Origin of the sequence: Paraglaciecola sp. 2405UD69-4, from assembly GCF_047525415.1 — a bacterium.
GTDB lineage: Bacteria > Pseudomonadota > Gammaproteobacteria > Enterobacterales > Alteromonadaceae > Paraglaciecola.
Genome location: NZ_JBLIXM010000001.1, coordinates 367,001 through 387,831 on the forward strand (window position 1 = coordinate 367,001; position 20,831 = coordinate 387,831).

General features: G+C 41.1%; 23 protein-coding genes. 12 read left to right on the plus strand and 11 right to left on the minus strand.

Going from position 1 to position 20,831, the window contains the following annotated elements; all coding sequences use genetic code 11:
• The first annotated feature begins 57 nt into the window (after positions 1-57).
• Together pdsR and pdsS are read left to right on the plus strand one after the other, a co-directional pair.
• Positions 58-750 carry a proteobacterial dedicated sortase system response regulator gene (pdsR, locus tag ACMUMK_RS01680; protein WP_414700310.1) on the plus strand — a complete coding sequence of 231 codons (693 nt, stop codon included), beginning with the start codon at positions 58-60 and terminating at the stop codon, positions 748-750.
• A gap of 51 nt (positions 751-801) precedes the next feature.
• Positions 802-2,955 (plus strand): proteobacterial dedicated sortase system histidine kinase, encoded by a 2,154-nt coding sequence (gene pdsS / locus ACMUMK_RS01685; protein WP_414699395.1) that lies wholly within the window; start codon positions 802-804, stop codon positions 2,953-2,955.
• A 104-nt stretch (positions 2,956-3,059) separates the two neighbouring features.
• On the opposite strand, the gene yjjX is transcribed toward pdsS, so the two are convergent.
• Positions 3,060-3,584, minus strand: coding sequence for an inosine/xanthosine triphosphatase (gene yjjX / locus ACMUMK_RS01690; RefSeq protein WP_414699396.1), 525 nt, complete (start codon positions 3,582-3,584; stop codon positions 3,060-3,062).
• A 165-nt stretch (positions 3,585-3,749) separates the two neighbouring features.
• On the opposite strand from yjjX, the gene ACMUMK_RS01695 reads away from it, so the two are divergent.
• Complete coding sequence (locus ACMUMK_RS01695) at positions 3,750-3,929, plus strand: hypothetical protein (protein ID WP_414699397.1); 180 nt, start codon at positions 3,750-3,752, stop codon at positions 3,927-3,929.
• Positions 3,930-4,173: 244 nt separating this feature from the next.
• Here ACMUMK_RS01695 and ACMUMK_RS01700 read toward each other — a convergent pair whose 3' ends face one another.
• The 4 genes from ACMUMK_RS01700 to ACMUMK_RS01715 all read right to left on the minus strand — a co-directional run bounded on the left by ACMUMK_RS01700 (position 4,174) and on the right by ACMUMK_RS01715 (position 7,962).
• Positions 4,174-4,695 (minus strand): DUF1993 domain-containing protein, encoded by a 522-nt coding sequence (locus ACMUMK_RS01700; RefSeq protein WP_414699398.1) that lies wholly within the window; start codon positions 4,693-4,695, stop codon positions 4,174-4,176.
• A gap of 103 nt (positions 4,696-4,798) precedes the next feature.
• Positions 4,799-5,809, minus strand: coding sequence for a CobW family GTP-binding protein (locus ACMUMK_RS01705; RefSeq protein WP_414699399.1), 1,011 nt, complete (start codon positions 5,807-5,809; stop codon positions 4,799-4,801).
• The gene (locus ACMUMK_RS01710; RefSeq protein WP_414699400.1) at positions 5,802-7,169 is read right to left on the minus strand and encodes an alkaline phosphatase PhoX; all 1,368 of its coding nucleotides are present in this window, start codon (positions 7,167-7,169) and stop codon (positions 5,802-5,804) included. Before ACMUMK_RS01710 ends, ACMUMK_RS01705 begins: the two co-directional genes overlap by 8 nt.
• A gap of 22 nt (positions 7,170-7,191) precedes the next feature.
• Entirely contained in the window at positions 7,192-7,962 is a 771-nt protein-coding gene (locus ACMUMK_RS01715; protein WP_414699401.1) for a 5'-nucleotidase, lipoprotein e(P4) family, read from the minus strand.
• A gap of 269 nt (positions 7,963-8,231) precedes the next feature.
• On the opposite strand from ACMUMK_RS01715, the gene ACMUMK_RS01720 reads away from it, so the two are divergent.
• Positions 8,232-8,801, plus strand: a complete 570-nt coding sequence (locus ACMUMK_RS01720; protein ID WP_414699402.1) for a ZrgA family zinc uptake protein — start codon at positions 8,232-8,234, stop codon at positions 8,799-8,801.
• 68 nt (positions 8,802-8,869) lie between these two features.
• Positions 8,870-9,256: a MerC domain-containing protein gene (locus ACMUMK_RS01725; protein WP_414699403.1), complete on the plus strand. Its 387-nt coding sequence runs from the start codon at positions 8,870-8,872 to the stop codon at positions 9,254-9,256.
• Positions 9,257-9,284: 28 nt separating this feature from the next.
• On the opposite strand, the gene ACMUMK_RS01730 is transcribed toward ACMUMK_RS01725, so the two are convergent.
• From ACMUMK_RS01730 to ACMUMK_RS01740, 3 genes are read right to left on the minus strand one after another with little or no spacing between them, the layout of a single operon-like run.
• Positions 9,285-9,965 carry a DUF3299 domain-containing protein gene (locus tag ACMUMK_RS01730; protein ID WP_414699404.1) on the minus strand — a complete coding sequence of 227 codons (681 nt, stop codon included), beginning with the start codon at positions 9,963-9,965 and terminating at the stop codon, positions 9,285-9,287.
• A 34-nt stretch (positions 9,966-9,999) separates the two neighbouring features.
• Positions 10,000-10,443 carry a hypothetical protein gene (locus tag ACMUMK_RS01735; protein WP_414699405.1) on the minus strand — a complete coding sequence of 148 codons (444 nt, stop codon included), beginning with the start codon at positions 10,441-10,443 and terminating at the stop codon, positions 10,000-10,002.
• 11 nt (positions 10,444-10,454) lie between these two features.
• Entirely contained in the window at positions 10,455-11,039 is a 585-nt protein-coding gene (locus tag ACMUMK_RS01740; RefSeq protein WP_414699406.1) for a DUF3299 domain-containing protein, read from the minus strand.
• Positions 11,040-11,120: 81 nt separating this feature from the next.
• Here ACMUMK_RS01740 and ACMUMK_RS01745 point away from each other — a divergent pair, with 81 nt between their 5' ends.
• From ACMUMK_RS01745 to maoP, 3 genes are all read left to right on the plus strand, one after another.
• Complete coding sequence (locus ACMUMK_RS01745; protein ID WP_414699407.1) at positions 11,121-11,858, plus strand: ABC transporter ATP-binding protein; 738 nt, start codon at positions 11,121-11,123, stop codon at positions 11,856-11,858.
• Positions 11,858-13,093, plus strand: a complete 1,236-nt coding sequence (locus ACMUMK_RS01750) for an ABC transporter permease (RefSeq protein WP_414699408.1) — start codon at positions 11,858-11,860, stop codon at positions 13,091-13,093. Before ACMUMK_RS01745 ends, ACMUMK_RS01750 begins: the two co-directional genes overlap by 1 nt.
• 203 nt (positions 13,094-13,296) lie before the next feature.
• On the plus strand, positions 13,297-13,665 hold the full coding sequence (gene maoP / locus ACMUMK_RS01755; protein WP_414699409.1) for a DUF413 domain-containing protein: 369 nt from the start codon (positions 13,297-13,299) through the stop codon (positions 13,663-13,665).
• 53 nt (positions 13,666-13,718) lie between these two features.
• Here the strand turns inward: maoP and ACMUMK_RS01760 are convergent, their stop codons facing one another.
• Complete coding sequence (locus tag ACMUMK_RS01760) at positions 13,719-14,930, minus strand: helix-turn-helix domain-containing protein (RefSeq protein ID WP_414699410.1); 1,212 nt, start codon at positions 14,928-14,930, stop codon at positions 13,719-13,721.
• A 260-nt stretch (positions 14,931-15,190) separates the two neighbouring features.
• Here ACMUMK_RS01760 and ACMUMK_RS01765 point away from each other — a divergent pair, with 260 nt between their 5' ends.
• From ACMUMK_RS01765 to ACMUMK_RS01775, 3 genes are all read left to right on the plus strand, one after another.
• Entirely contained in the window at positions 15,191-15,739 is a 549-nt protein-coding gene (locus ACMUMK_RS01765; protein ID WP_414699411.1) for a ricin-type beta-trefoil lectin domain protein, read from the plus strand.
• Positions 15,740-15,851: 112 nt separating this feature from the next.
• Positions 15,852-16,958 carry a DUF3500 domain-containing protein gene (locus ACMUMK_RS01770; RefSeq protein ID WP_414699412.1) on the plus strand — a complete coding sequence of 369 codons (1,107 nt, stop codon included), beginning with the start codon at positions 15,852-15,854 and terminating at the stop codon, positions 16,956-16,958.
• A gap of 16 nt (positions 16,959-16,974) precedes the next feature.
• Positions 16,975-17,496, plus strand: a complete 522-nt coding sequence (locus ACMUMK_RS01775; RefSeq protein ID WP_414699413.1) for a hypothetical protein — start codon at positions 16,975-16,977, stop codon at positions 17,494-17,496.
• Between the two features lie 14 nt (positions 17,497-17,510).
• On the opposite strand, the gene ACMUMK_RS01780 is transcribed toward ACMUMK_RS01775, so the two are convergent.
• Positions 17,511-19,148: an NAD(P)/FAD-dependent oxidoreductase gene (locus ACMUMK_RS01780; protein ID WP_414699414.1), complete on the minus strand. Its 1,638-nt coding sequence runs from the start codon at positions 19,146-19,148 to the stop codon at positions 17,511-17,513.
• A 119-nt stretch (positions 19,149-19,267) separates the two neighbouring features.
• Positions 19,268-19,888: a 23S rRNA (uridine(2552)-2'-O)-methyltransferase RlmE gene (rlmE, locus tag ACMUMK_RS01785; protein ID WP_289028282.1), complete on the minus strand. Its 621-nt coding sequence runs from the start codon at positions 19,886-19,888 to the stop codon at positions 19,268-19,270.
• 186 nt (positions 19,889-20,074) lie between these two features.
• Between rlmE and ACMUMK_RS01790 the strand changes: the two genes are divergently transcribed.
• On the plus strand, positions 20,075-20,818 hold the full coding sequence (locus ACMUMK_RS01790) for a TrmH family RNA methyltransferase (protein WP_414699415.1): 744 nt from the start codon (positions 20,075-20,077) through the stop codon (positions 20,816-20,818).
• Positions 20,819-20,831 lie beyond the last annotated feature (13 nt).

Sequence of the window (20,831 nt, forward strand, 5' to 3'; positions counted from 1 at the left end):
TCTCACCTAGTTAAAGTTTTACGATATAGTGCTAGCACATTATTACAGAGTGAAATCATGTCTAAACGTATTGCCTTAGTGGAAGATGACCAAGCACTAAGAGAAAACTACATTGCAGCCCTTACAAAACAAGGCTATGAAGTACAAGCCTATGGCAACAGAAGTATTGCAGAACAAGCATTCTTGCAGCGATTACCTGATCTTGCGATTATTGATATCGGCCTTGAAGATGAGATAGATGGGGGCTTTACTGTTTGCCAACAATTACGAAGCCTGTCTAAAACCTTGCCTATTATATTTTTTACGGCCCGAGATAATGACTATGACACTATCTGTGGTTTACGCATGGGGGCTGATGACTATCTCACAAAGGATATTAGCTTGCCTCATTTATTGGCTCGTATTGCAGCACTTTTTAGACGCACAGAGTTACTTTCTACACCACAACTTGCAAGTGATGTTATTCAGACAGGACATTTGACGGTAGACAGTAAACGTATGACAGTCAGTTGGAAAGGGCAAAGCATAGAGTTGACAGTTACTGAGTTTTGGATGTTACATGCAATTGCTAAATACTCTGGTCATGTGAAAAGTCGTCAGCAGTTAATGGATGAATCTAAAATGGTGGTTGATGACACCACTATTACCTCTCATATAAAACGTATTCGTAAAAAGTTCGTGCAATTTGACGCTGACTTTAATTGTATAGAAACCGTATATGGTATGGGATACAGGTGGAAGAATAATTAGTCATGAATACTAATCATCATAATTTTCAAAAACTTAAAGGCTGTTAGCTTCATGAGCCAGGTTAGGTTTGGACTTAGAGCTAAGCTTCTATTCTTTTCTTCATTTTTACTTACTATTCCATGGTTAGGCTATCAATATGTTTGGGAAATGGAAACTTACCTGCGTATTGGTCAAGAGCAAACTATGGTCGGCACCGCCCGTGCAGTGGCAACGGCTTTACATGAAAGGCCCGCTTTGTTTGACAGTCAGTCGGCTTATTTAAAAGATGTAAAGCCAGGTACAGACCTTTATGCCTACAAGATCACTTACCCAATTAGACTCGACGGTAAGCTAGATGACTGGCAAGACTATCAACAGCTCACCATGGAATATGGGCAACAAAATTTGATTTCCCAAGTTACTGCCTATGAATCGTCTAGTTTGCATTTTAGGCATATGGTTGGCCAATATGACCGTTACTTATATGCCATGTTTGATGTGACAGATGACACTGTATTACTGAGGCCAAAAAGCAGTTTACGCATAGATAAAAACGACCATTTACAAATTGCGATGACAGATGCAAATGGGGTGTTTCAGCGTTATATCGTTGCACCCACCACGCAGGGGTGGGTCAACGCCTATTTACTTAAGCCTGATCTGGAGTCATTGCAACCCGATAGATTAGAAACCCAGATTCAAGGTCAGTGGCGTAACACGAATAAGGGCTATCAGTTAGAGCTACGCTTTCCGTTGGCCATGATGTCTAGCAAGATAGCCTTTGCCATAGTGGATGTGGACGATCCTGTTGGCCGTGCAACTGAACACATAATAGGTACAGCTAATCCCTCTAAGGTAGACTCCTTAGGAACAGTATTGGTGCCTTCTCCAGAGATTGAAAAAATACTCAAAGGGCTCAAATATTCAAACGCTAGGGTTTGGGTGGTAGACAAGCACATGCGAGTGCTAGCGAGATCCGGCGATATCAGTAAAGCCCAAGGGGTAAACAGCGCAGTGCAGACTAATGGTGTGCAAAGCTGGTGGCAATATGTAGAAAGCAATTGGCTATTACCTTTGTATTATCAAATACTCACTAAACCCCCAGCTGACTTTGTGGATGACTTGCGCGACGCCTATTCGTTGCAGGGGCAAGATATTATCGAAGCGCTTCAAGGCAAACCTAGCTCACTATGGCGACTAAGCTCAGATAACAAAGCTGTGATTATGTCTGCGGCTCATCCTATTTATATTGATGAGGCTGTTATGGGAGCTGTGGTTGTTGAGCAAACAACCCATGGTATTCGTACCCTCAGAAATAAAGCTTTAGAAAGGCAGTTTCACTATATTTTATTGGTCATACTGATAAGCACACTTGCGCTATTTTCTATTGCTTCACGGCTTTCTTGGCGAATCCGTAAACTACGTGATGAAACCGAGGGCGCTATTGACCAACAAGGTAAAATCATAGGCGACATAGTGCCTTCATATACCCGGGATGAAATTGGTGATTTGTCACGTACCTTTACCAGTGTATTAAGTAAGTTAAGTCAATATAATGCCTATTTAGAGAATATGGCTTCTCGTTTGTCCCATGAGCTAAGGACACCTGTTGCTATAGTAAATTCCTCCTTAGATAACCTGTTATTAGAACAGCAAAGTGCTGATAACAAGCAGTACCTTGATAGAGCCAAGCAAGGGATTAGTCGGCTAAGTAAAATATTATCAAACATGAGTGAAGCGACCCGCCTTGAACAAGCAATGTCTAGTAACGAGCGTGAAGTGTTTGAACTAATGGAGTTACTGCAAGGCTGTGTGGCGGGCTACGAGCTTGCCTATGGAAATCGCCATTTCGATTTTAGCGCCTCAGGACCTTCTATATTCGTTAATGGCTCTCCTGAACTATTTGCACAAATGTTAGATAAAATTATTGCCAACGCAGTGGAATTTAGTGAGCTCGATTCTGAGATAAGCATTAGCTTAGAAAGTCAGGAGCGGACTTCGGTATTGAGCATATCGAATCAAGGAAGTCTGTTACCAGAAAACATGCAAGACCAATTACTTGACTCTATGGTGTCTGTACGTAAACAACAAAATACCGAGCAACCTCATTTGGGATTAGGCTTATATATAGCCAAAATTATCGCTGAGTATCATCAAGGCAATTTACAAATCAATAATCTTACCGATAAGTCGGGTGTAGTGGTTCGTTTGGTGTTTAAGCATTAGCTCAACAATCAACAATCAACAATCAACAATCAACAAATATACTTAGGTAGCCTTAAACCATAAAGGTAAAAGCAGGTTGCTAGCAAAGGATTATGAGTAAGGGGTTAGTATAATTCTGGATTAATAAAAGGGGCCATTGCCAGAGTGGTCGCTAATGTATATACGCTTTCTCGGGTAGCGAGTTTGTTTGTGAGTAACCCAATCGCCCCTTCTTTTTGTTTTACATTGTCGGTAGCAAAGAGTCTATCCATAACATGGCCTAACTCTTCACCATTTTTTAGTGCCTGGTAAACTTTAGGAGGTAAGGGTAAGTTGCTACTACGCCCAACTGACTGGCGCTCATGATTGGCAATCACCACATAGGCAAACGTGGCAGGTCCATATTCAAACTCATGGACTCCTCCTTCAATAGCCACATAATAGTCAGCTTGGATATCTTGCTGACAATATTTAACGCGATTTATTGCACCTTCTAAAGTTTCATCACAGCTCATGGGTTGCTCAGCTACCCCCGAAGGCGCACTTATGCCAACGCACTCAATAGAATTAGTGGCTAATACTTTTACCATGGCTTTTTTGACTGCATTTATTTTTACAGGGTTAGTCGACCCCACTACTATTTTTATCATCGGTGTACTATTTTCCCATGTGCTTTCTAACTAGATTTAATCCACATCTAGCTGTGTTTTGTCATTAAAAAAACTGTTATATTGTCACGGTTTTTTAAATCAGTTTATCTCACTTTTTGAGGTGCAGATAGCAAGTACACACTAATTATTAAGACTTATAAATATATGAAGAATGTTCCACCAGAATCATTGATTCGCACTTGGGTTTGGATGATGTCAGAAACGAATAATCCAGATATAATGAACAAAGGTCGTCAGAATTTAATTAATGCATTCGGTAGCTTACAACAAGCCATTGAATACATTGAGAAACAAGTAGATTTAACCGAAAAAAATGGGGCTTAGTTAGCAGGTACATGGCTTTTTAAGGGACTAAGTTCTGTTGTATCCATGCAAAAAAATATAAAGTTAGTAAGTAGTTGCAAACTTTATATGCCAAAGCTATTTTTGTGATTTTAATTTAGCTAAACACAGTCTATTCAGCCTTGTTAGCGAAGAGGCTTACCCCTCATTTTATACATTATCTTTCTATTCTTTTAGCAAACCACCTTGCTTTACTTAGCAAAGTGGTTTGTTTGATATAAGTGAATTAGGCACCTATTTTCATTTGGCCTAAATAATCCTTTTTACCTAGTGGCACGCCTTTTATACGTAGCATGTCGTATATGGTGGTAGTGTGAAAATATACATTAGGAATGGCAAAAGACATCATGAAGTTTTCTGTGGTAAACGGAAGTTCATTACCCCCTACTTTAAATTGTAGTGGTTTGCCGAAAAGTTCATTTACTTCATTTTCATCAAAGGCTTTTAACGTGGTTACTGTTTTTTCAAAGTAAGCGATAAGCTCACTGTAGCTTAGGCCGTCTAAAGAAACTTGTGGTGGCTTAAACTCTCCATCAAATAGAGCTTGGATCGCTCCTGCGGCGTTATGAGCTGCAATGTTTACTTGGGCACTAAAAGGCAACATATCCTCAGCAAATCGCATGGCAACAACTTCATCTGTATTGATATTATTTTCTTTAAAATATGCTTCACCTTTTTTCATTACTGTAACTGTAGCGTCTAAGGTGCGTATAAAGTTAGTGATTGTCATTTGGTATAAACTAATCATGTTTTAATCCTGTCTTGAGGTTAGGTCTAGAATATTGTGACTTTGTAATAGGAAATGTTTACCCGAATTTTAATTTCAAACTATTCAGCTTAAAGGCAAAGCTTTATTCTGAGGCTAGCCCAAAAGCGGTTTCTAGTTTCTCACAGGTTTGTATGGCGAGTTGTTTATCCTGTGTAATAAACTCAATTCTAGAGTCTGCCGCATCGTCTATTTCAAGTGTGTTGATAGATAAACAGCCATCACTTAAATTACAGGTAATGACACCTTGTGGGGTTATTAACACTGCTTTTAAGCGATCTACCGCCAAAGATGACAAAGTATCCATAACGGTTTGCTGCTCAAAAAGTACATTTGGTGAGCAAATCCATCCGTATGAGTAGTGCCCTTCACCATTATTTGCTACTTTGATTGAGCCTGATTCTGGGACATTAATTGTATGGCTGTGATTAGTGGAACTATGGGTATGAGAATGAACATTTTCGTTTTTGATTTGGCAAAATTTAGACTGGCCAAACAATATGTTTATATCAATTTCACCCTGACTAGCTAAGCTAATTGGGGTGTTGTTGATATTTAAACTAGCCAAGTAAGCCTTGAGACTAGGCAGCAAGTCTTCTTCATATAAATCAGATTTTGTGGCTATGATGTGGTCAGCTACTTCAAGTTGTTCTTGAAATGTTTGATGCTCGCGCCAGCGCTGGCTTGCTAATTTTCTCGTATCAATCAGTGTCAGTGTGCTGCCTATGTCTAATACTTCTTGATAATGCTCAGCGCTGAGGGTTTGCAATACTTCTTTAGGATGGCCAAGCCCAGTAGGTTCAATTAACAACCTATGTGGTTTAGCTTTGGCAAGTAACATGTTTAATGCTATTTGCATTGGTAAACCTGAGGTGCAGCACATGCAGCCACCCGGTACTTCACGTATAAAAATGCCGCTGTCTTGTGGAGGTGTTAGTAATGCACCGTCTACACCAATCTCTCCAAACTCATTAACTAAAACAGCCCAGCGTTCATTATTGGGTTTAGCCTTTAGTAAAGATTGTATTAGTGTGGTTTTACCCACACCTAAGGCTCCCGTTATAATATTCGTTGGGACGTGCTTAATCTCAGTCATATAAGTTTTGCCACGGACCTGTAATCGCTAAGGTAAGGGTAGGAGAATACAAATTCACAAATAGAGTATCACCATTTGGGGAGAAGCATGCTCCAGCAGGCTCTGTTTGCCAGTGCACTTTAGCAAAATCGTAAACCTCACCTTTGGGCGTCACTCCCCTTAGATGATTATTAACTATGGCTGAATACTGATCTTCACACACCATTAAGTGTCCGTTAGGCGCTACCGCTATGTTGTCACCAAAATTAAAGGTGGCTTTGTTGTGGCTTTCTACAAATAGGCTTAATGTACCCGTTTGAGCAATGCTTTCTTGGTCATCATTTAGCGGAGTTGGGACATATCGCATAATCTGCCCTAATGCCTTTTTACCACCACTGGTACAGCAAAAGTACATGTCATTATCGCCAAAATGTATGCCTTCACCACGGGCAAACAATGCAGCCCCTTTGTTATAGCCCCTGTGACGTAAATCATCTTCTGGGCTGTCCACATTGTCTAAATCAATCCACTCACAAGCATAATCAATGCTTTCTTCCATGAAAGGCGCTTGGGTGTTCCGGGTGTCAAATTTGGGCTGTCCCGTAACCATTAAAGCTTGCAATTTTCCGCCTGCTAGCAAGTCGTTGGGCTTATTGGGAACGTAGCGATAAAACAGACTATCTTGTCTGTCTTCGGTGAGATACACAATTCCAGTTTTGGGATCAACGCAGGCTGCTTCGTGGTTAAAACGGCCCATTTCCTTGATAGGTATCGGCTCGACTAACTCTCTGGCTTTGGCTGGTACTTCAAATACATAACCATGGTCTTTAGCGATTCTATCCGATGCGGTAGCGACGGACTCTTCGCAGGTTAGCCAGCTCCCCCAAGGGGTGACGCCGCCAGAGCAGTTCCGAATCGTGCCCAATATAGACATACATTGATGCTCAACCTGACGGGTTTCTAAGTTGTAAACAATACTGCTTGTTCCCCCAGCTAGAGGCAGGCCAGTGTTGTAGGTGTCGTAGGCTTTTAATACACGACTAGGTTGCATAGTGTCTTGTAATGCTTGAGGTGTTTTAGACAGAGGGATTTCGTGGTTTCTCACTAAAACTACACGTTTATCATCAAGGGGAATACAGCCCATGCCATCAGCTCGGTCAGGAACCCTAAGACCATCGTTCATTTTATCGTCTAGCTTAGAGATCACTTGGTAGCTAAAGCCAGCAGGTAAGTCTAATATTTCATTGGCATCAGGCAGCAATGGATTTTTACCTGCTGGTATAGCAGAGTCTTTAAATACTGCAGATGCATTCAAATGAGTGGCTAAACCACTTAGGGCTGCTGCCACTAAACCTTGATTAAACTGCCTACGGGTAAACATGTATTTTATTCCTTAGTTGAATTTACCAAGACCCATACATAGCATTGGGTAAGATAAATATATCTTTGTAAAGACGGGTTTCTAGAGCGTCTACATTGGCGTTTTCTTGGGTAACACCATTGACGTCTTCAATATTGTCACCTATTTGCATGACAATAGTATGTCCAGAGTGCCAACTTGTTTGTTCGCCTTGCTCTGAGAAACAATCAACTTCACCGCTAGTAATTTGCTGGCGACGTAGGTCTTTGTCATTAACTATGCTTGTTTCATTTATGGCGTCTTTGTCTGCCTGGGTGCGTCCCATTAAACAGGTGTTTTCAAAGGTTACAGGAATAAACTTGCTTAAATTCTCCCAAGTCGCAGCATCTTGTTTTTTCTCGCGGTTAGTCACAAGGGCTACTTTCCCGCCCATCGCATATACTTTCTTCATGAAGTCTGCTGCGCCAGGAACCAGTGTGGCTTGTTTAGATTCAATCCAACTTGCCCAAGTTTCAGAAGAATATTGTCCACCAGTTGTATCTAACATGACCTGATAGGCACTATTGTCGAGCACGGTTTCATCTACGTCCATAACCACCACCCAAGGGCCAGATTCGCTGGCTACATTTACTAATTGTTGTTCTGCTTTTTGATATACCCCACGGGTAATGAGTTGATACTCTTTACTTTGGGTTTGCCATTTGACTGAGTTAGAAAGGGAAAGCGTTGCAGTGTCAGTATGTGTAGTTGTGCTACATCCTACTAAAAGACTCGCACCAAGATAGCAGGTAAGCGCCGATATCAGTTTATTCATTCTTGTAAGACCTGTAATTTTATTATGGATTAAATTCATCCAAGTATACTAATCATTCATATCTATAGCTAATTGATACTTAAGGAGAAATCAATAGATGTGAAGGGGAGTGTGTTGTACCTAGATATTATCGTTTAAGTTGGACCGATTAGTGTATTTAAATGTTAGGCAATCTGCAAGTAATGTTATATTATAACAACTGCGTGGTGCAATATGAATTTGGCAGTCAAATCTATCGTGCTTGTTTGAATATTGGTGGCGAGGTGAACATGAAATTGAACAAAACATTAATATGCTTGCTGTTAAGTGGCATGGGTGTAGCTAACGCACAAGAGCATGTGCACGGTGCTGGATCAGCCTTTATTGTTCAAGACGGCAAGAAGTGGCAGGTTCAATTTATATTACCAGCTTTTGACGCTTTAGGATTCGAGCACAGCCCTGAGACCGAACAACAACATACTAGATTAGATAATCTCGGCACTATCTTAGCTGATATAAATAATCTTATGCAGTTTAAGGCCAACTGTAGTCAAAGCGAATTCAGTCATAATTTAGATGAATTTCAGAATAATGAGCATGATTCTCATGGTGAACACCATGACCGCGGTAGCATTGAGTCGCCCAATGATGACAATCATGAACATGAAGAACATGAAGAGGAGCATCACCAAAATATTGAAGTTTCTTACTCCTTAAGCTGCGCAAAAGATGTCAGCGTATTTGCGTTTCCTATCTTTGAGCAAATGCCTAGTGTTCAAAAGCTGCAACTGCAGTGGAGTACAAACCGTGGACAGGGTGCTGAAGTGCTTACAGCTTATACCGCCATACTAGAGCTGTAATGGCATACCAAGACTTAAACTAAAGCTCGTATGTTATTACCAAATTACATTTACAAACAGGACCCAAAATGAATACTAAGGTTATCAATGCAGCAGACCGCTGCGCTGTTGTGTTGTCAGCACTTTGTGCCGTGCACTGTTTACTACTACCTATCGCCATATTTTTAATCCCCACCCTGGCAACAGCAGCATTTTTTAATAACGAAGATTTTCACCTGTGGTTACTTTATGCAGTATTACCAATCAGTATATTTGCATTAGGCTTTGGGTATCTTAGTCATAAAAATACATATGTTATTGGGGTGACGGGCGCGGGTATGGTCATCTTACTGTTTGCTGCTCTTGCTGGCCATGACATGCTTGGTGAGCAGGGTGAAATTATCGCGTCAGTGATTGGGGCGATATTAGTGACCTATGGTCATGTGCAAAACTTTAAAATCCGCAAAGCACTTTAATTATCTAGCTTGTTATTGATGCTGGAGGCTAATTAATATTGTGGCTTCTAAAGTCATTTGATTTGCCATAAAAAGGCACTATCGAGACAAGCTCAAGGGTATAAGCTGAGGTTCCCATCAAGTCTTCGAAAAGTTCTATTTGCAGTTTACCCGTTAAGGTGTAGGTGTTTGTGATATCCAAATCTTTAAACCCTCGCTCTAACTGCACAAATATCATTTGATTGGGCGGCGGTGCTGGGAGGTGGATACAAGCACCAAAATAAGGTACGAAGAAAAAGCTTTGTACACTTTGGTCTTCATAAAAATCTATGGGGACGATAAACCCAGAAATATTTACCATTTTATCTGCAAATTTGGCCGTGGTATTGGTAGAAATCAGCGCACCTTGATATTGCTGATCTTTGGCTGCATTGATAGACCGCATCACCTTGGCAGTCATTTGTTCAAGATTTTGTGGCTCTGAGTTTTGCTGATAGCGAGCGATTACTTGGTGATCTTCTTCGGGCATTAACTGAGCCCAATTTAAATCGATAGGTGTAGCCTGATTGAATTCTGATTCTAGTGCTGCATCTGAGGTGTAATAAAGGTGTTGTTTACTCACGAAAGCTTGTTTAACAGTGGGCCAGTTATCAATTGCTAGGCGACTCAGCCAAATTCCTAAACCTGTACATAAAACAAAGGTTAAAACAATTTTTAAGGTGCTTTTCAATAGTTGGCCCACAGTTTACGCATTATTCAGACAACTAAATTGCGGTTACATTCACACGTTGAATTTTCGAGTAAGGACGGTAACTTTGGGTCGCATCAATTCTTACCATAATAAAGTGCTCGCCCGGGCCTGTGGCTGTAAACTTAACATCTATCATGCCCTTATCTTTTGAAAGATTAAGTGGCGTGGAGTCTGCAATCACAAGGTTGTCACTAGGAATGAGATTGATCTCAGCGTTGCTGTAGTCATCAGGAATGACATACCTCAATTGCAAGTTCGCGTCTGATTCTGCGGTGACACTTAAATGGTTGTCGTGGGTGACCCTCAACTCCACTGGAGCAGAATTTTCCATGTGTTGCTGTGCTAGGGGATGAAACCCACCAAATGAGCCCATTCCAAAACCACCATGAAATTCACAGGCCAAAGCTGATAGTGTGCTAGGGAGTATTAACAATAAGGTTGCTAGTTTTCTTTTCATTGATCTCTACTCTATTCGTAAGCTTGGATATTGTCTAAGGTCATACCGTATGCAGATGTCCCTGTAGCATTACTCATGGTCTCAATGTGAAGTACCCCCTCAAACCAAAAGGGCTCTGTAAGCTGGGCAAGTTCAAACCCTTCTTCAACCTTGCCATGTATCATTTGATTCGGAGGAGGCGGCGGCATATGTAAACACGCGCCAAAATAAGGAACGATAAAAAATTCAGTCACACGCTGTTGTTCATCAGATTTTAACGGCACGACAAAGCCAGGGATTTTAATAGACTTGTTATCAAATTCATCTATTACTCTTACCGACGTCAAGGCTTGTTGAAAACGCTGGGTAGTGCTGTCTTGGGTAGTCATACTTGATAAGGCATCCACAGAGTCTTGCTCGCTGCCATCTTGAATACCTGATAAATAATCTGGTGGATTAAGCAAGGCGTCTAAATCATCTTGAGGCATAAGCTCTATCCACTCTACCTCTTGGTAATCTTGGGTAGCAGCGATAGCTGTGCTGGTGAGAGCAAACCAAAGCATTGTAAAAAGAACAGTGCTAAAGTGGAGTAAACCATGTACGTTTTTAGAGTTCATTATTGATTGTTAACATGACCAGTAATACTATAATAATGTTATACCATAACAATAATAATTAGTGCTAGCCTCATCTTATTTATGAACCAAAAAGAAAACACCTCAGATAGTAACGCTGCTCTTCAATCTAGTGCGATTGAATTAAATAATGTTGTACACGCTTACCCAGGCAAACAGGGAGATGATAAACCTTTACACTTTAGTCAGTGGAATGTGGAAGTAGGTCAGCTGGTTTTTCTGCACGGGGATTCTGGCTCAGGAAAATCCACTTTATTAAATTTACTCTCAGGTATTTTAGCGCCGCAACAAGGTAGCATTAAATTGTTTGGCACCGAAATGAATGCTTTGTCTAGCAGTGAACGTGACCGATTTAGGGCTGAAAATATAGGAGTGGTGTTTCAGCAGTTTAATTTGATCCCTTATCTTAATGTCGAAAAAAATATTGAATTGGCGGTGTACTTGGCTAAGTCATCAAAGCAAGAATTAAGCAATACTATAACTAAGTTGATGTCAGCTTTAAAATTGCCAAATTATATCTTACACAAACCTGTATCTAGTTTGAGTGTAGGGCAACAGCAAAGAGTGGCAATTATGCGAGCATTTATAAACTCTCCCAGGCTGCTATTAATTGATGAGCCTACGTCTGCACTGGACAACTCGGCTAAACATGCATTTATGGAGTTGTTAATTGACATGTGCAAAATCAATAATACCACAATGATTTTTGTTACCCATGATACTGGTTTAGCATCGTTTTTCTCATTACGCACTCCCATTGCCTCATTTTGTAATGCATCAGCAATCAAGGAGGTAAGTTAATGCTTACTACAATTGCATGGCACAGTATAAAAAGCCGTCGTAAAACGGTATTGCTGACTTTTCTATCGCTGGTGGTGAGTATTAGTGTATTAATCAGTGTTGAACACATTCGTTTACAAGCAAAAGAAAGTTTTAACCGAACCATATCCGGTGTGGATCTGATTGTAGGAGCGCCAAGTGGCGAATTAAACCTGCTTTTGTATTCAATTTTCAGAATGGGCAGCCCTACAAACAACATTGATTATGATAGTTTTAAGATGTTGAAAAGTAATCAATCTGTGGCTTGGGCAATCCCAATTTCTCTGGGAGACTCACATCGTGGATTTAGAGTCATGGGAACCAATACAGACTACTTTAAGTATTTCAAATATGGCAGTGATAAGCCTCTTACAATGGCCGCTGGCAAAGGGTTTTCTGGTCCATTTGAAACTGTTATAGGTTCGGATGTAGCCAAAGAGCTAGGCTACCAACAAGGTGATAAAATTGTCATTGCTCACGGAATAGGTAGCACTAGTTTTGTGAATCACGACCAAGCTCCCTTTACTATCAGCGGTATTTTAGAAGCTACAGGCACCCCAGTAGATAAAACCGTGCATGTAAGTTTAGCCGCCATAGATGCTATTCATTTACCCCCTAGCCAGTTGAAGCAACTTCTCGATAACCCAGAACAAGGATTAGCTCCTCCTAAGTCTATTACCGCCTTGATGTTGGGGTTAAACAATAAATTTGCCACCTTTACCTTACAAAGACAAATCAACAACTACAAACAAGATAGGCTGATGGCGGTACTGCCCGGTGTGGCGATGGCTCAGCTGTGGCAATTGATGGCGAATGTTGAAAACCTATTACAAGTGATAGGTTACCTAGTGTTGTTAGCATCTTTGTTTGGTTTAGCCACCATGTTATTAGCCACCATGAATGAGCGCCAAAGAGAGATAGCTGTATTTCGTATTTTAGGGGCGTCACCTTTGGTGATCGTATCCTTAATTGTGCTCGAAGCCTTAATCATTAGCGTGTTGGCGCTGGTGTTTTCGGTAGGTTTAGTCACGCTAGTGCTCACATTTTTAGAGGGTTGGTTAACGGCTGAATATGGACTGTTTTTAAGTAACAACCTATTGACAATGGAGCTACTAACCCTATCTGGCATTATTGTTATTGCTACTATTATCACTGCATTAATTCCGGGCTTAGAAGCCTATAAAAACGCCATTCATACTCAGCTGTCAGGGCGTTGACAGCCATCATAAGCCTATAGAGGTATGTCGAAGCCATCGACATACCTTGCTTTTATCTATACAAGTTTGCTTTTTATAGCCATCAATATTTATGAGTTAAAAAACTTGTCGTGATGGTAAAAATTATTTGTTTTTCTTCTGGTGATTTTTTGTTTAAAACGATGCTGTTTCAAACAAACTGTAGATCTCTAGGAGTAAGTAACGTGGATACTTTTAACATTCGAGCTGGCAGTAAAACCTACCTTGACCCTCTAAATTTCAAATATGGCTTTAGGAAATCCGGTGACTTTAGCATTGCCGAGTCAGAAATATTAAGCACTTATGGCCACAGCCTGTTAGCTCTTGAAATGGGCGAAATGTTTCCTGAGACAGATGCCGAACAGCACTTTGTAAAGGTGGTAACCGGTAAGTGCGAAGCCGAGTCAAAACTTGAAAAAACCTGGAACAAATACATACGCTTATCGCGGACCAAACGTAACTTCTTTACCTTGTATAGCTCTGCCTCAAAATCTAAATTATTAGATATGGAAACAGAAGAATACGACAACAATGATCTAGAAGCTGAAGTATAAAATCCAAGTTTATATTTTAAAAATTTGCTTGTGGCCTATCACCTTAGCTTGGTTTAGCGGGCAGCTTTAGTTACGAGCATTTTACGGTATTGGGTAGGCGTTAGGTCGCAGTGTTGTTTGAATAGGCTATTAAAGCTTGATTTAGATTTAAAGCCTGCCTGAAACGCTACATCTAGAATAGTCAGCTGCGAATTATTTTGGGTTTCTAACAGTGTCTTTACCTCGTTAATTCTAAACTCGTTAACGTACTGGTAGAAGTTTTTGGATAAGCCATTGTTAAGGACTAACGACAACAGTCGTCTTGGAATGTTTAACTGATCTGCCAGTGCATAAACTGTAAAGTCTGGCTCTAAGTAAGGCTTTTGAGTTTCCATGTAGACTCGCATTTTTTCAATAATGTCCTGCATTGCCCCGTCACTTAAAAGCTTGTTGTCGTCTTTACAGGTATTTTCTTGTGGCGAGTCTACTGGCTCTTTTGATGTTGTTTTGTCTGTAGTTGCAGCTAGCCCTTTAAAATAAAACACAGGCTTTTGTTTTACGCCAAAAAAACACAGCACAATACTAATGGTTAAAAACGAAACCATATGCAAGGTGTGGGCAGAAACCTGTGAAGAGCTAGGTATTAGCTCTTCATTGATGATGTTAATCACAACCATCACGGCAAAGGTAGCGGGCAGGGCGTACACCCAGCTCAAGCTAATTTTGCTATCGTTTTGTGAGAATAGCTCGGCAATCCTAGTTTGATGTTTTCTCAAAAGGGTTATTGTAATAATCGCATAGGCCACAAAAACAAGGCTATTGATCAGTCCAAAATGAATAAAAATGGGCTCAAAAAAACTAGTGACCCCATGTTCGCCAACCGGGCCTACGTCATTATCTAACCTATTGGGAAGCGGCATCATAGGCTTAGGGTGGGCCATCAACATAAAAAGTGGATAGATAATGGCAAATGGTAGTAAATGTAATAAATCTGTCTTAGAGGTGGCAGGCTTTTCACTTATTAAGGTGCGTACATAAAAATACAAAATTGGCCCATGTAATAAATTTAGCATGGGGTTAGTAAGCATATTAAATGTAGCCGACAGCATATCTAAGTGACTCATCAAGGTGTGTATCAGGGGGATATTTAACAGCACTAACCAAGCACCTAAAAGTAAGTCGGTTTTATGGATAAAAGGTTTAGCTGTTATGCTTATTATCGTAAATAGGCTGACAGATAGGCCGATAATACTGACTTCCCAAGTGATACTTTCTATTTCAAACAAACTAAAACTCCACTGCAGTTTGTGTATACAACACCTTTATTTACACAATAAACGTCCAAATAACGCCATTTGGACGACTTAGCTACCTTTACATCATAAATTTTACCCCTAAAGGCACTCTTAGTTAACAGCAGGTGCCTGCTAAAACGGCCATATAAAGTGTAAATAATGTGCAAGTTATTCATGGTTAAGTAATTTATCTAATTAACCTTTAAGCTAACACTAGGCCTGTTTAAAAAACTTTAACCTAGGTAATGATTATGAAAAAACATCAATCCATTGGCATGTTCCTTTTAACATGCTTGCTATGTTTATCTACTGCTGTTCAGGGCAGTGAGAAGTTAGTAGAAGTAAGGCTTGTTGATGATATTGATGAGGCGAGAGGCTATTGCCTTGATGTAGCTGGAGGACAAGGTACCCGTGCGCCACTTAATAAAGGTTTACAAGCCCATACTTGTTATGACTACAAAGGGCGTTTGTTAGAGGACCAAAGTTTCGATCCTGCTCTTATCAAGGAAAACACGTTCAAACTTCCTTATTTTGATGTGTGTATGCAGGCTTCATCGTTGCAAGCTAATGCAGCAATTGAGCTAGCTATATGTAGCGGCGCCAGCAACCAAGAATTTTCGTTACAGCAAGATGGACGTCTTTTACTGGTTGCCAACCCTGAACTTTGTGTGACAGCCAACATGAACCATAAAAAAGAAGGCCGCGGTGGAAGGCCAGTTCATGTTATGCGCTCTCTTTCTTTGCAAGATTGCAGTGACCTAGCCGCCCCTTTTCAAATTTGGACGACCTTGAGTTTGTAGGCTGAGGATTAGCCTTAAATTAACCAATAAAATACACCAGTTTCAATGCCTTAAAATTGGAGCTCGGAGTTTACTTTTACATTTTATTTAAACTATAGGAGTGCCTTCTGGCATGTTTAAACTAAAACCTTTATTCACAAAAACAAGTTTGCTTATTAATACCTCTCTGCTGGTGTTGATGACAAGTTGCGGTAGTTCAGACTCCAATAACACCATAGATGATCTTGTAGATTCAGAAACCGAAGAGACAGAAAGCGCTTATACCTACGCAGACTGTAGTGAGCTAACTGTACAAGTTGAGCTAATGACATGTTTGGCCGAAAACCTACTTTCGACTCTGACTACTACACAAGTCGACACTATGCTGAACGACTTAACCGAGACCAATGCCACTGAGTCTTGGTCTAACTTGCCAGTGGGCTCTTTCAATTATAATGGTATTTTGATTGACGACCTGAGTGATGAAGCGCAAGAAGCGGCAGAAGCATTATTAGATGCCGCCCTAAGTGACCAAGGTAATCAAACCATGGAAGAAATTCGTTTAGCAGATGAATATCTAAGCACTTTTGATGGCAATGTTTACGGTGAAGATAACTACGCAGTCGCCTTTTTAGGTACACCTTCAACAGACGAACCTTGGATTGTTGAATTTGCTGGCCACCATTACACATTTTTCGCAAGCTACAATGCAGAGCCCGTTAGCTTAACCCCTAACTTTGTAGCGGTAGAGCCAGTAACTTGGACTGATGGCGGCGAAACTTACTCACCAATGGCACAGCATCAAGAAGCCCTAGTTGCTTTATTTGATAGCCTTGATTCTGGGCAGTTAGCGACAGCTTTATTACCAGATGTATATGACGACGTATTAGTTGGCCCTCAAGACGATGGAAATTATCCTGAAGAGCAAGAAGGTTTAAGTGTAACTGAGCTAAGCGACGCACAAAGAGAGCTAGTGATTGCTGTAATAGAAGCCTACGCTGGCGATGCAAATGGAACCGGCCAATTTGCTAATTACACTAGTGATGAGCAGTTAGACTTAACTTACATTGCCTATGGTTCATACCCAGATATAACCACTCAAGACTCTTATGCAAGAATTGACGGTCCAAATATTTGGATTGAGTTTACTGTTCAAGGTGGTGTGGTGTTCAGTGACAATCATTACCATAGTATCTGGCGTGATAAAGAGCTAGATTACGGCGGAAACTTCGATCTTTAATAGGTTTACTCCTTAAATGAAAAGCTACATTAATAACAAAACGCCCATAGCATGCTTGTGCTATGTGGCGTTTTGCCTACTGTTTGTTACCCAAGTGAGTCATGGGCATCCCATGTCATCCTCGCAGGTCGAGGTGAATGTGTTACCAGACTCAGTACTGTTAACCTTACGGCTACCCAATAACCGTTTAGGTGCTGCACTTAGCACAGCGCCTACTATTGGTAATATTCCTGCTTATGTTTTAAAGAATGTGAATGTTCACTCACAAAACACTGAAGCCAAGGTTTGGCAACAAAAAATCACGCAAATAGTTGAACCAGACTCCCATAATTACTGGCAAATAGATGTCACGGTGATGCCCCCAAAAGGCGAGAGTCCAAATGTTTTTGATATTGATTACAGCGTCATTACCGAGAGGATCATCACCCACAAAGCAAAATTTTGGTTAATGCCTAAAGGTACAAGCAAAGAGGTTCCAGAATTTTTAGGAACCTTAAGAGGCCACTACACTCAGTTGTCCGTAGGTGAAACCTATTAGCTTTGAGAGCAAAATTAGTCTTTGACTATATCTAAAGCCACGGCCTCAGCTATACGGATACCGTCTATGCCTGCGGACCAAATTCCGCCTGCGTAACCTGCACCTTCACCTGCTGGATATAAACCTTGTACGTTAACACTTTGAAAGTCTTTGTCTCGTTTTATACAAATAGGTGATGAGGTGCGGGTTTCCACTCCAGTTAATAGCCCGTCTGCACGAGCAAAACCTTTTATTTTTTTATCAAAGGCGGGTATGGCTTCACGAATAGCCTCAGTCACAAAGTCAGGTACCACTTTGCTTAAATCGGTAAGCGTTATACCAGGAGTGTACGAAGGTTTTACTTCGCCTTCATCTGTAGTTGCACTTGATTGATTCGCTAAAAAGTCACCTATGTATTGGGCGGGGGCATGGTAGTTTTCACCGCCAACCTTAAAGGCTAATGACTCTAAATTACGTTGTAACTCTATGCCAGCTAAGGGGTGATCTGGATAGTCTTTTTCTGGGGTGATGCCCACAACAATTGCACTATTCGCGTTGCTCTCGTGCCTTGTATATTGACTCATGCCATTGGTTACTACTCGGTTTGGCTCAGAGGCCGCAGCTACCACTGTTCCTCCTGGGCACATACAAAAACTATAAACAGAACGTCCATTCTTGCAGTGATGTACTAGTTTGTAGTCGGCTGTTCCTAAAATTGGGTGGCCGACGTTATCACCAAAGCGGCAGCTGTCTATCATGGTTTGCCTATGCTCAACCCTAAAGCCTACAGAAAAAGGCTTAGCTTCTATGTATACGCCTTGTTCATAAAGGGTTTCAAAGGTATCACGAGCACTGTGGCCTATGGCCAAAATAACGTGCTTACAGCTGAGGTACTGGTCTTCAGACAGGAATAACCCTTTGATTTTACGCGTGTCCTTGTCAGCGTCATCTTGGTCTTCAAAATCAAGCTTTTCAACTCGGGTGCTAAAACGAAACTCTCCCCCTAGCTCAATAATGGTTTTACGCATGGCCTCCATCATATTGATGAGCTTGTAGGTACCGATATGAGGTTTGCTAACATACATTATTTCTTCTGGGGCGCCGGCTTTCACAAACTCTTTTAGTACCTTGCGACCATAGTGTTTAGGATCTTTTATTTGGCTGTAAAGCTTGCCATCAGAGAATGTACCTGCACCGCCTTCTCCAAATTGCACGTTAGACTCTGGGTTGAGGTCATTTTTTTTACGCCAAAAACCAAAGGTATCTTTGGTGCGCTCCCGTACTACTTTACCGCGCTCTAAAATAATAGGTTTAAAGCCCATTTGCGCAAGGGTAAGAGCCGCAAGTAAACCGCAAGGCCCAAGACCAACAACTACAGGGCGTTCCTCTAAGTCTTTAGGTGCTTGGGTAACAAATTTGTAAGCCATATCTGGGGTTAAGCGTACATGCTGGTCTTTTTCAAATTGCGCGAGTAGGGCGTCTTGGTTCGTTACTTCAACGTCTAAGGTGTAGATGAGCTGAATATTTTTGTTGTTACGGGCATCGTAACCACGTTTGAACATATCAAAAGACACAAGCTCGTTTTGAGTAATGTTAAGTTTGCTTAAAATGGCAAGCTCAATGGCTTGTTCGTCATGGTTTAGGGGTAATTTGATATCAGTTAAACGCAGCATAGTAGACTTACTCTTGAAAACGCCGGACAGCCTCTCTGTCAGGGCGTTGTTATTTTAAATCAGCCGCGCTGTGATAGATAGATGTTTAACCTAGGGTTTGGGCGTTAAGTCTAAAAGTATTAACCTTTAAAGCCTTTAGCGACTACGTAAACCTCGCGAGAGCGGGGGCGTGATGCCTCGGGCTTACGAATAACCACCTTGTTAAATGAAGCACGCACCTCTTTAACATAAGCTTCGTAACCCACACCTTGAAACACCTTAGCGCAAAAGCTGCCGTTAGGTTTAAGAACATTGCGGGCCATATCTAAAGCAAGCTCAACTAAATAAATTGAAGAGTATTGGTCAGTGGTTTTTACGCCACTTAAATTAGGGGCCATGTCTGAGACCACCACATCCACTTTTTTGTTATCTAGGGCTTCTAATATTTGGTGGTATACAGACTCTTCGGTGAAGTCACCTTGAATAAAGTGTGCACCTATAATGCTGTCCATTGGCAAAATATCAGAGGAAATTAGTTGTCCAGAATCTCCAATTACAGGGGCTATGACCTGCGACCAACCACCGGGAGCGGCCCCTAAATCCATCACAGAGTCGCCACTTTTGAAGAGCTTGTCTTTGTTGTTTATTTCAATGAGTTTATAACTTGCGCGAGAGCGATAGCCATCAGCTTGGGCTTTTTTGACATAAGGATCACTGACGTGTTCGTCCATCCATTTTTTACTACTTGCTGATTGGGCCATTTTTTATTCACCTATTGCTCACGCTAAAACGATGCATATTGTAAGCCCGCTGCGGGTATTTTCCAATTCCTTGGACTGACAAATCATCCCTTTATTTGCAATTAAGGTTTTAGCCTGACTTGAATTGAGCAAACAGTTATAATTCAGCCAATTGAAACCCCTATCAGGGTAGTTAGGCAAGGTGATATGAAATTAGACGACGTAAAAAAGCTGCACCAAAAGAAATACCGTTCGCAACTTGGTTATTACCTAGTAGAAGGTGAACACCTAATACTTGAGTTACAAAAAGCAGTACTATCTCAAAAAGACCTTAACAATATCACCTTATATGTTACTGAGGACTACCAAGATTGGACTGGGTCGCTGCAGTTTGATTTTACGCTGGTGGTAGTGACTACCAAGCAAATGGCCCAATTAAGTAATACTAAATCACCCCAAGGGATTATTGCTTGTGTGCCTTTACCAAAAGCAGCAGAAAGTGAGCAAAGTCCCTCACAGGAAGAGCTTTGTATTTATTTACATGAGGTGCAAGACCCCGGGAATTTAGGAACAATACTTCGAAGCCTAGCCTGGTTTGGGAACTTTAAACTACTGCTAAGCGCCAACAGTGTGGATCCATACAACCCTAAGGTAGTTAGGGCGAGTATGGGAGCCATTTTTCATGTGCCCATTAAGCTTGATGTTGAGCTAGATGCGTTACAAAAGCGCTTTACAAAATTTGCTTACCTAGACATGCAAGGCAAGCCTATCAATACTGCTGAATTTTCCCAATACGATTGTTACTTATTCGGTAACGAAGCCCGTGGTGTACCAAGAGAAGCACTAAACCAATGTGATGCTGATGCCTTTACCATACCCGGCAATGGCACCATAGATTCACTGAATCTGGCAAGTGCCGTTAACATGTGCGTGTATCAGTTGTCGGTTTAACTCCGAGGCGTTC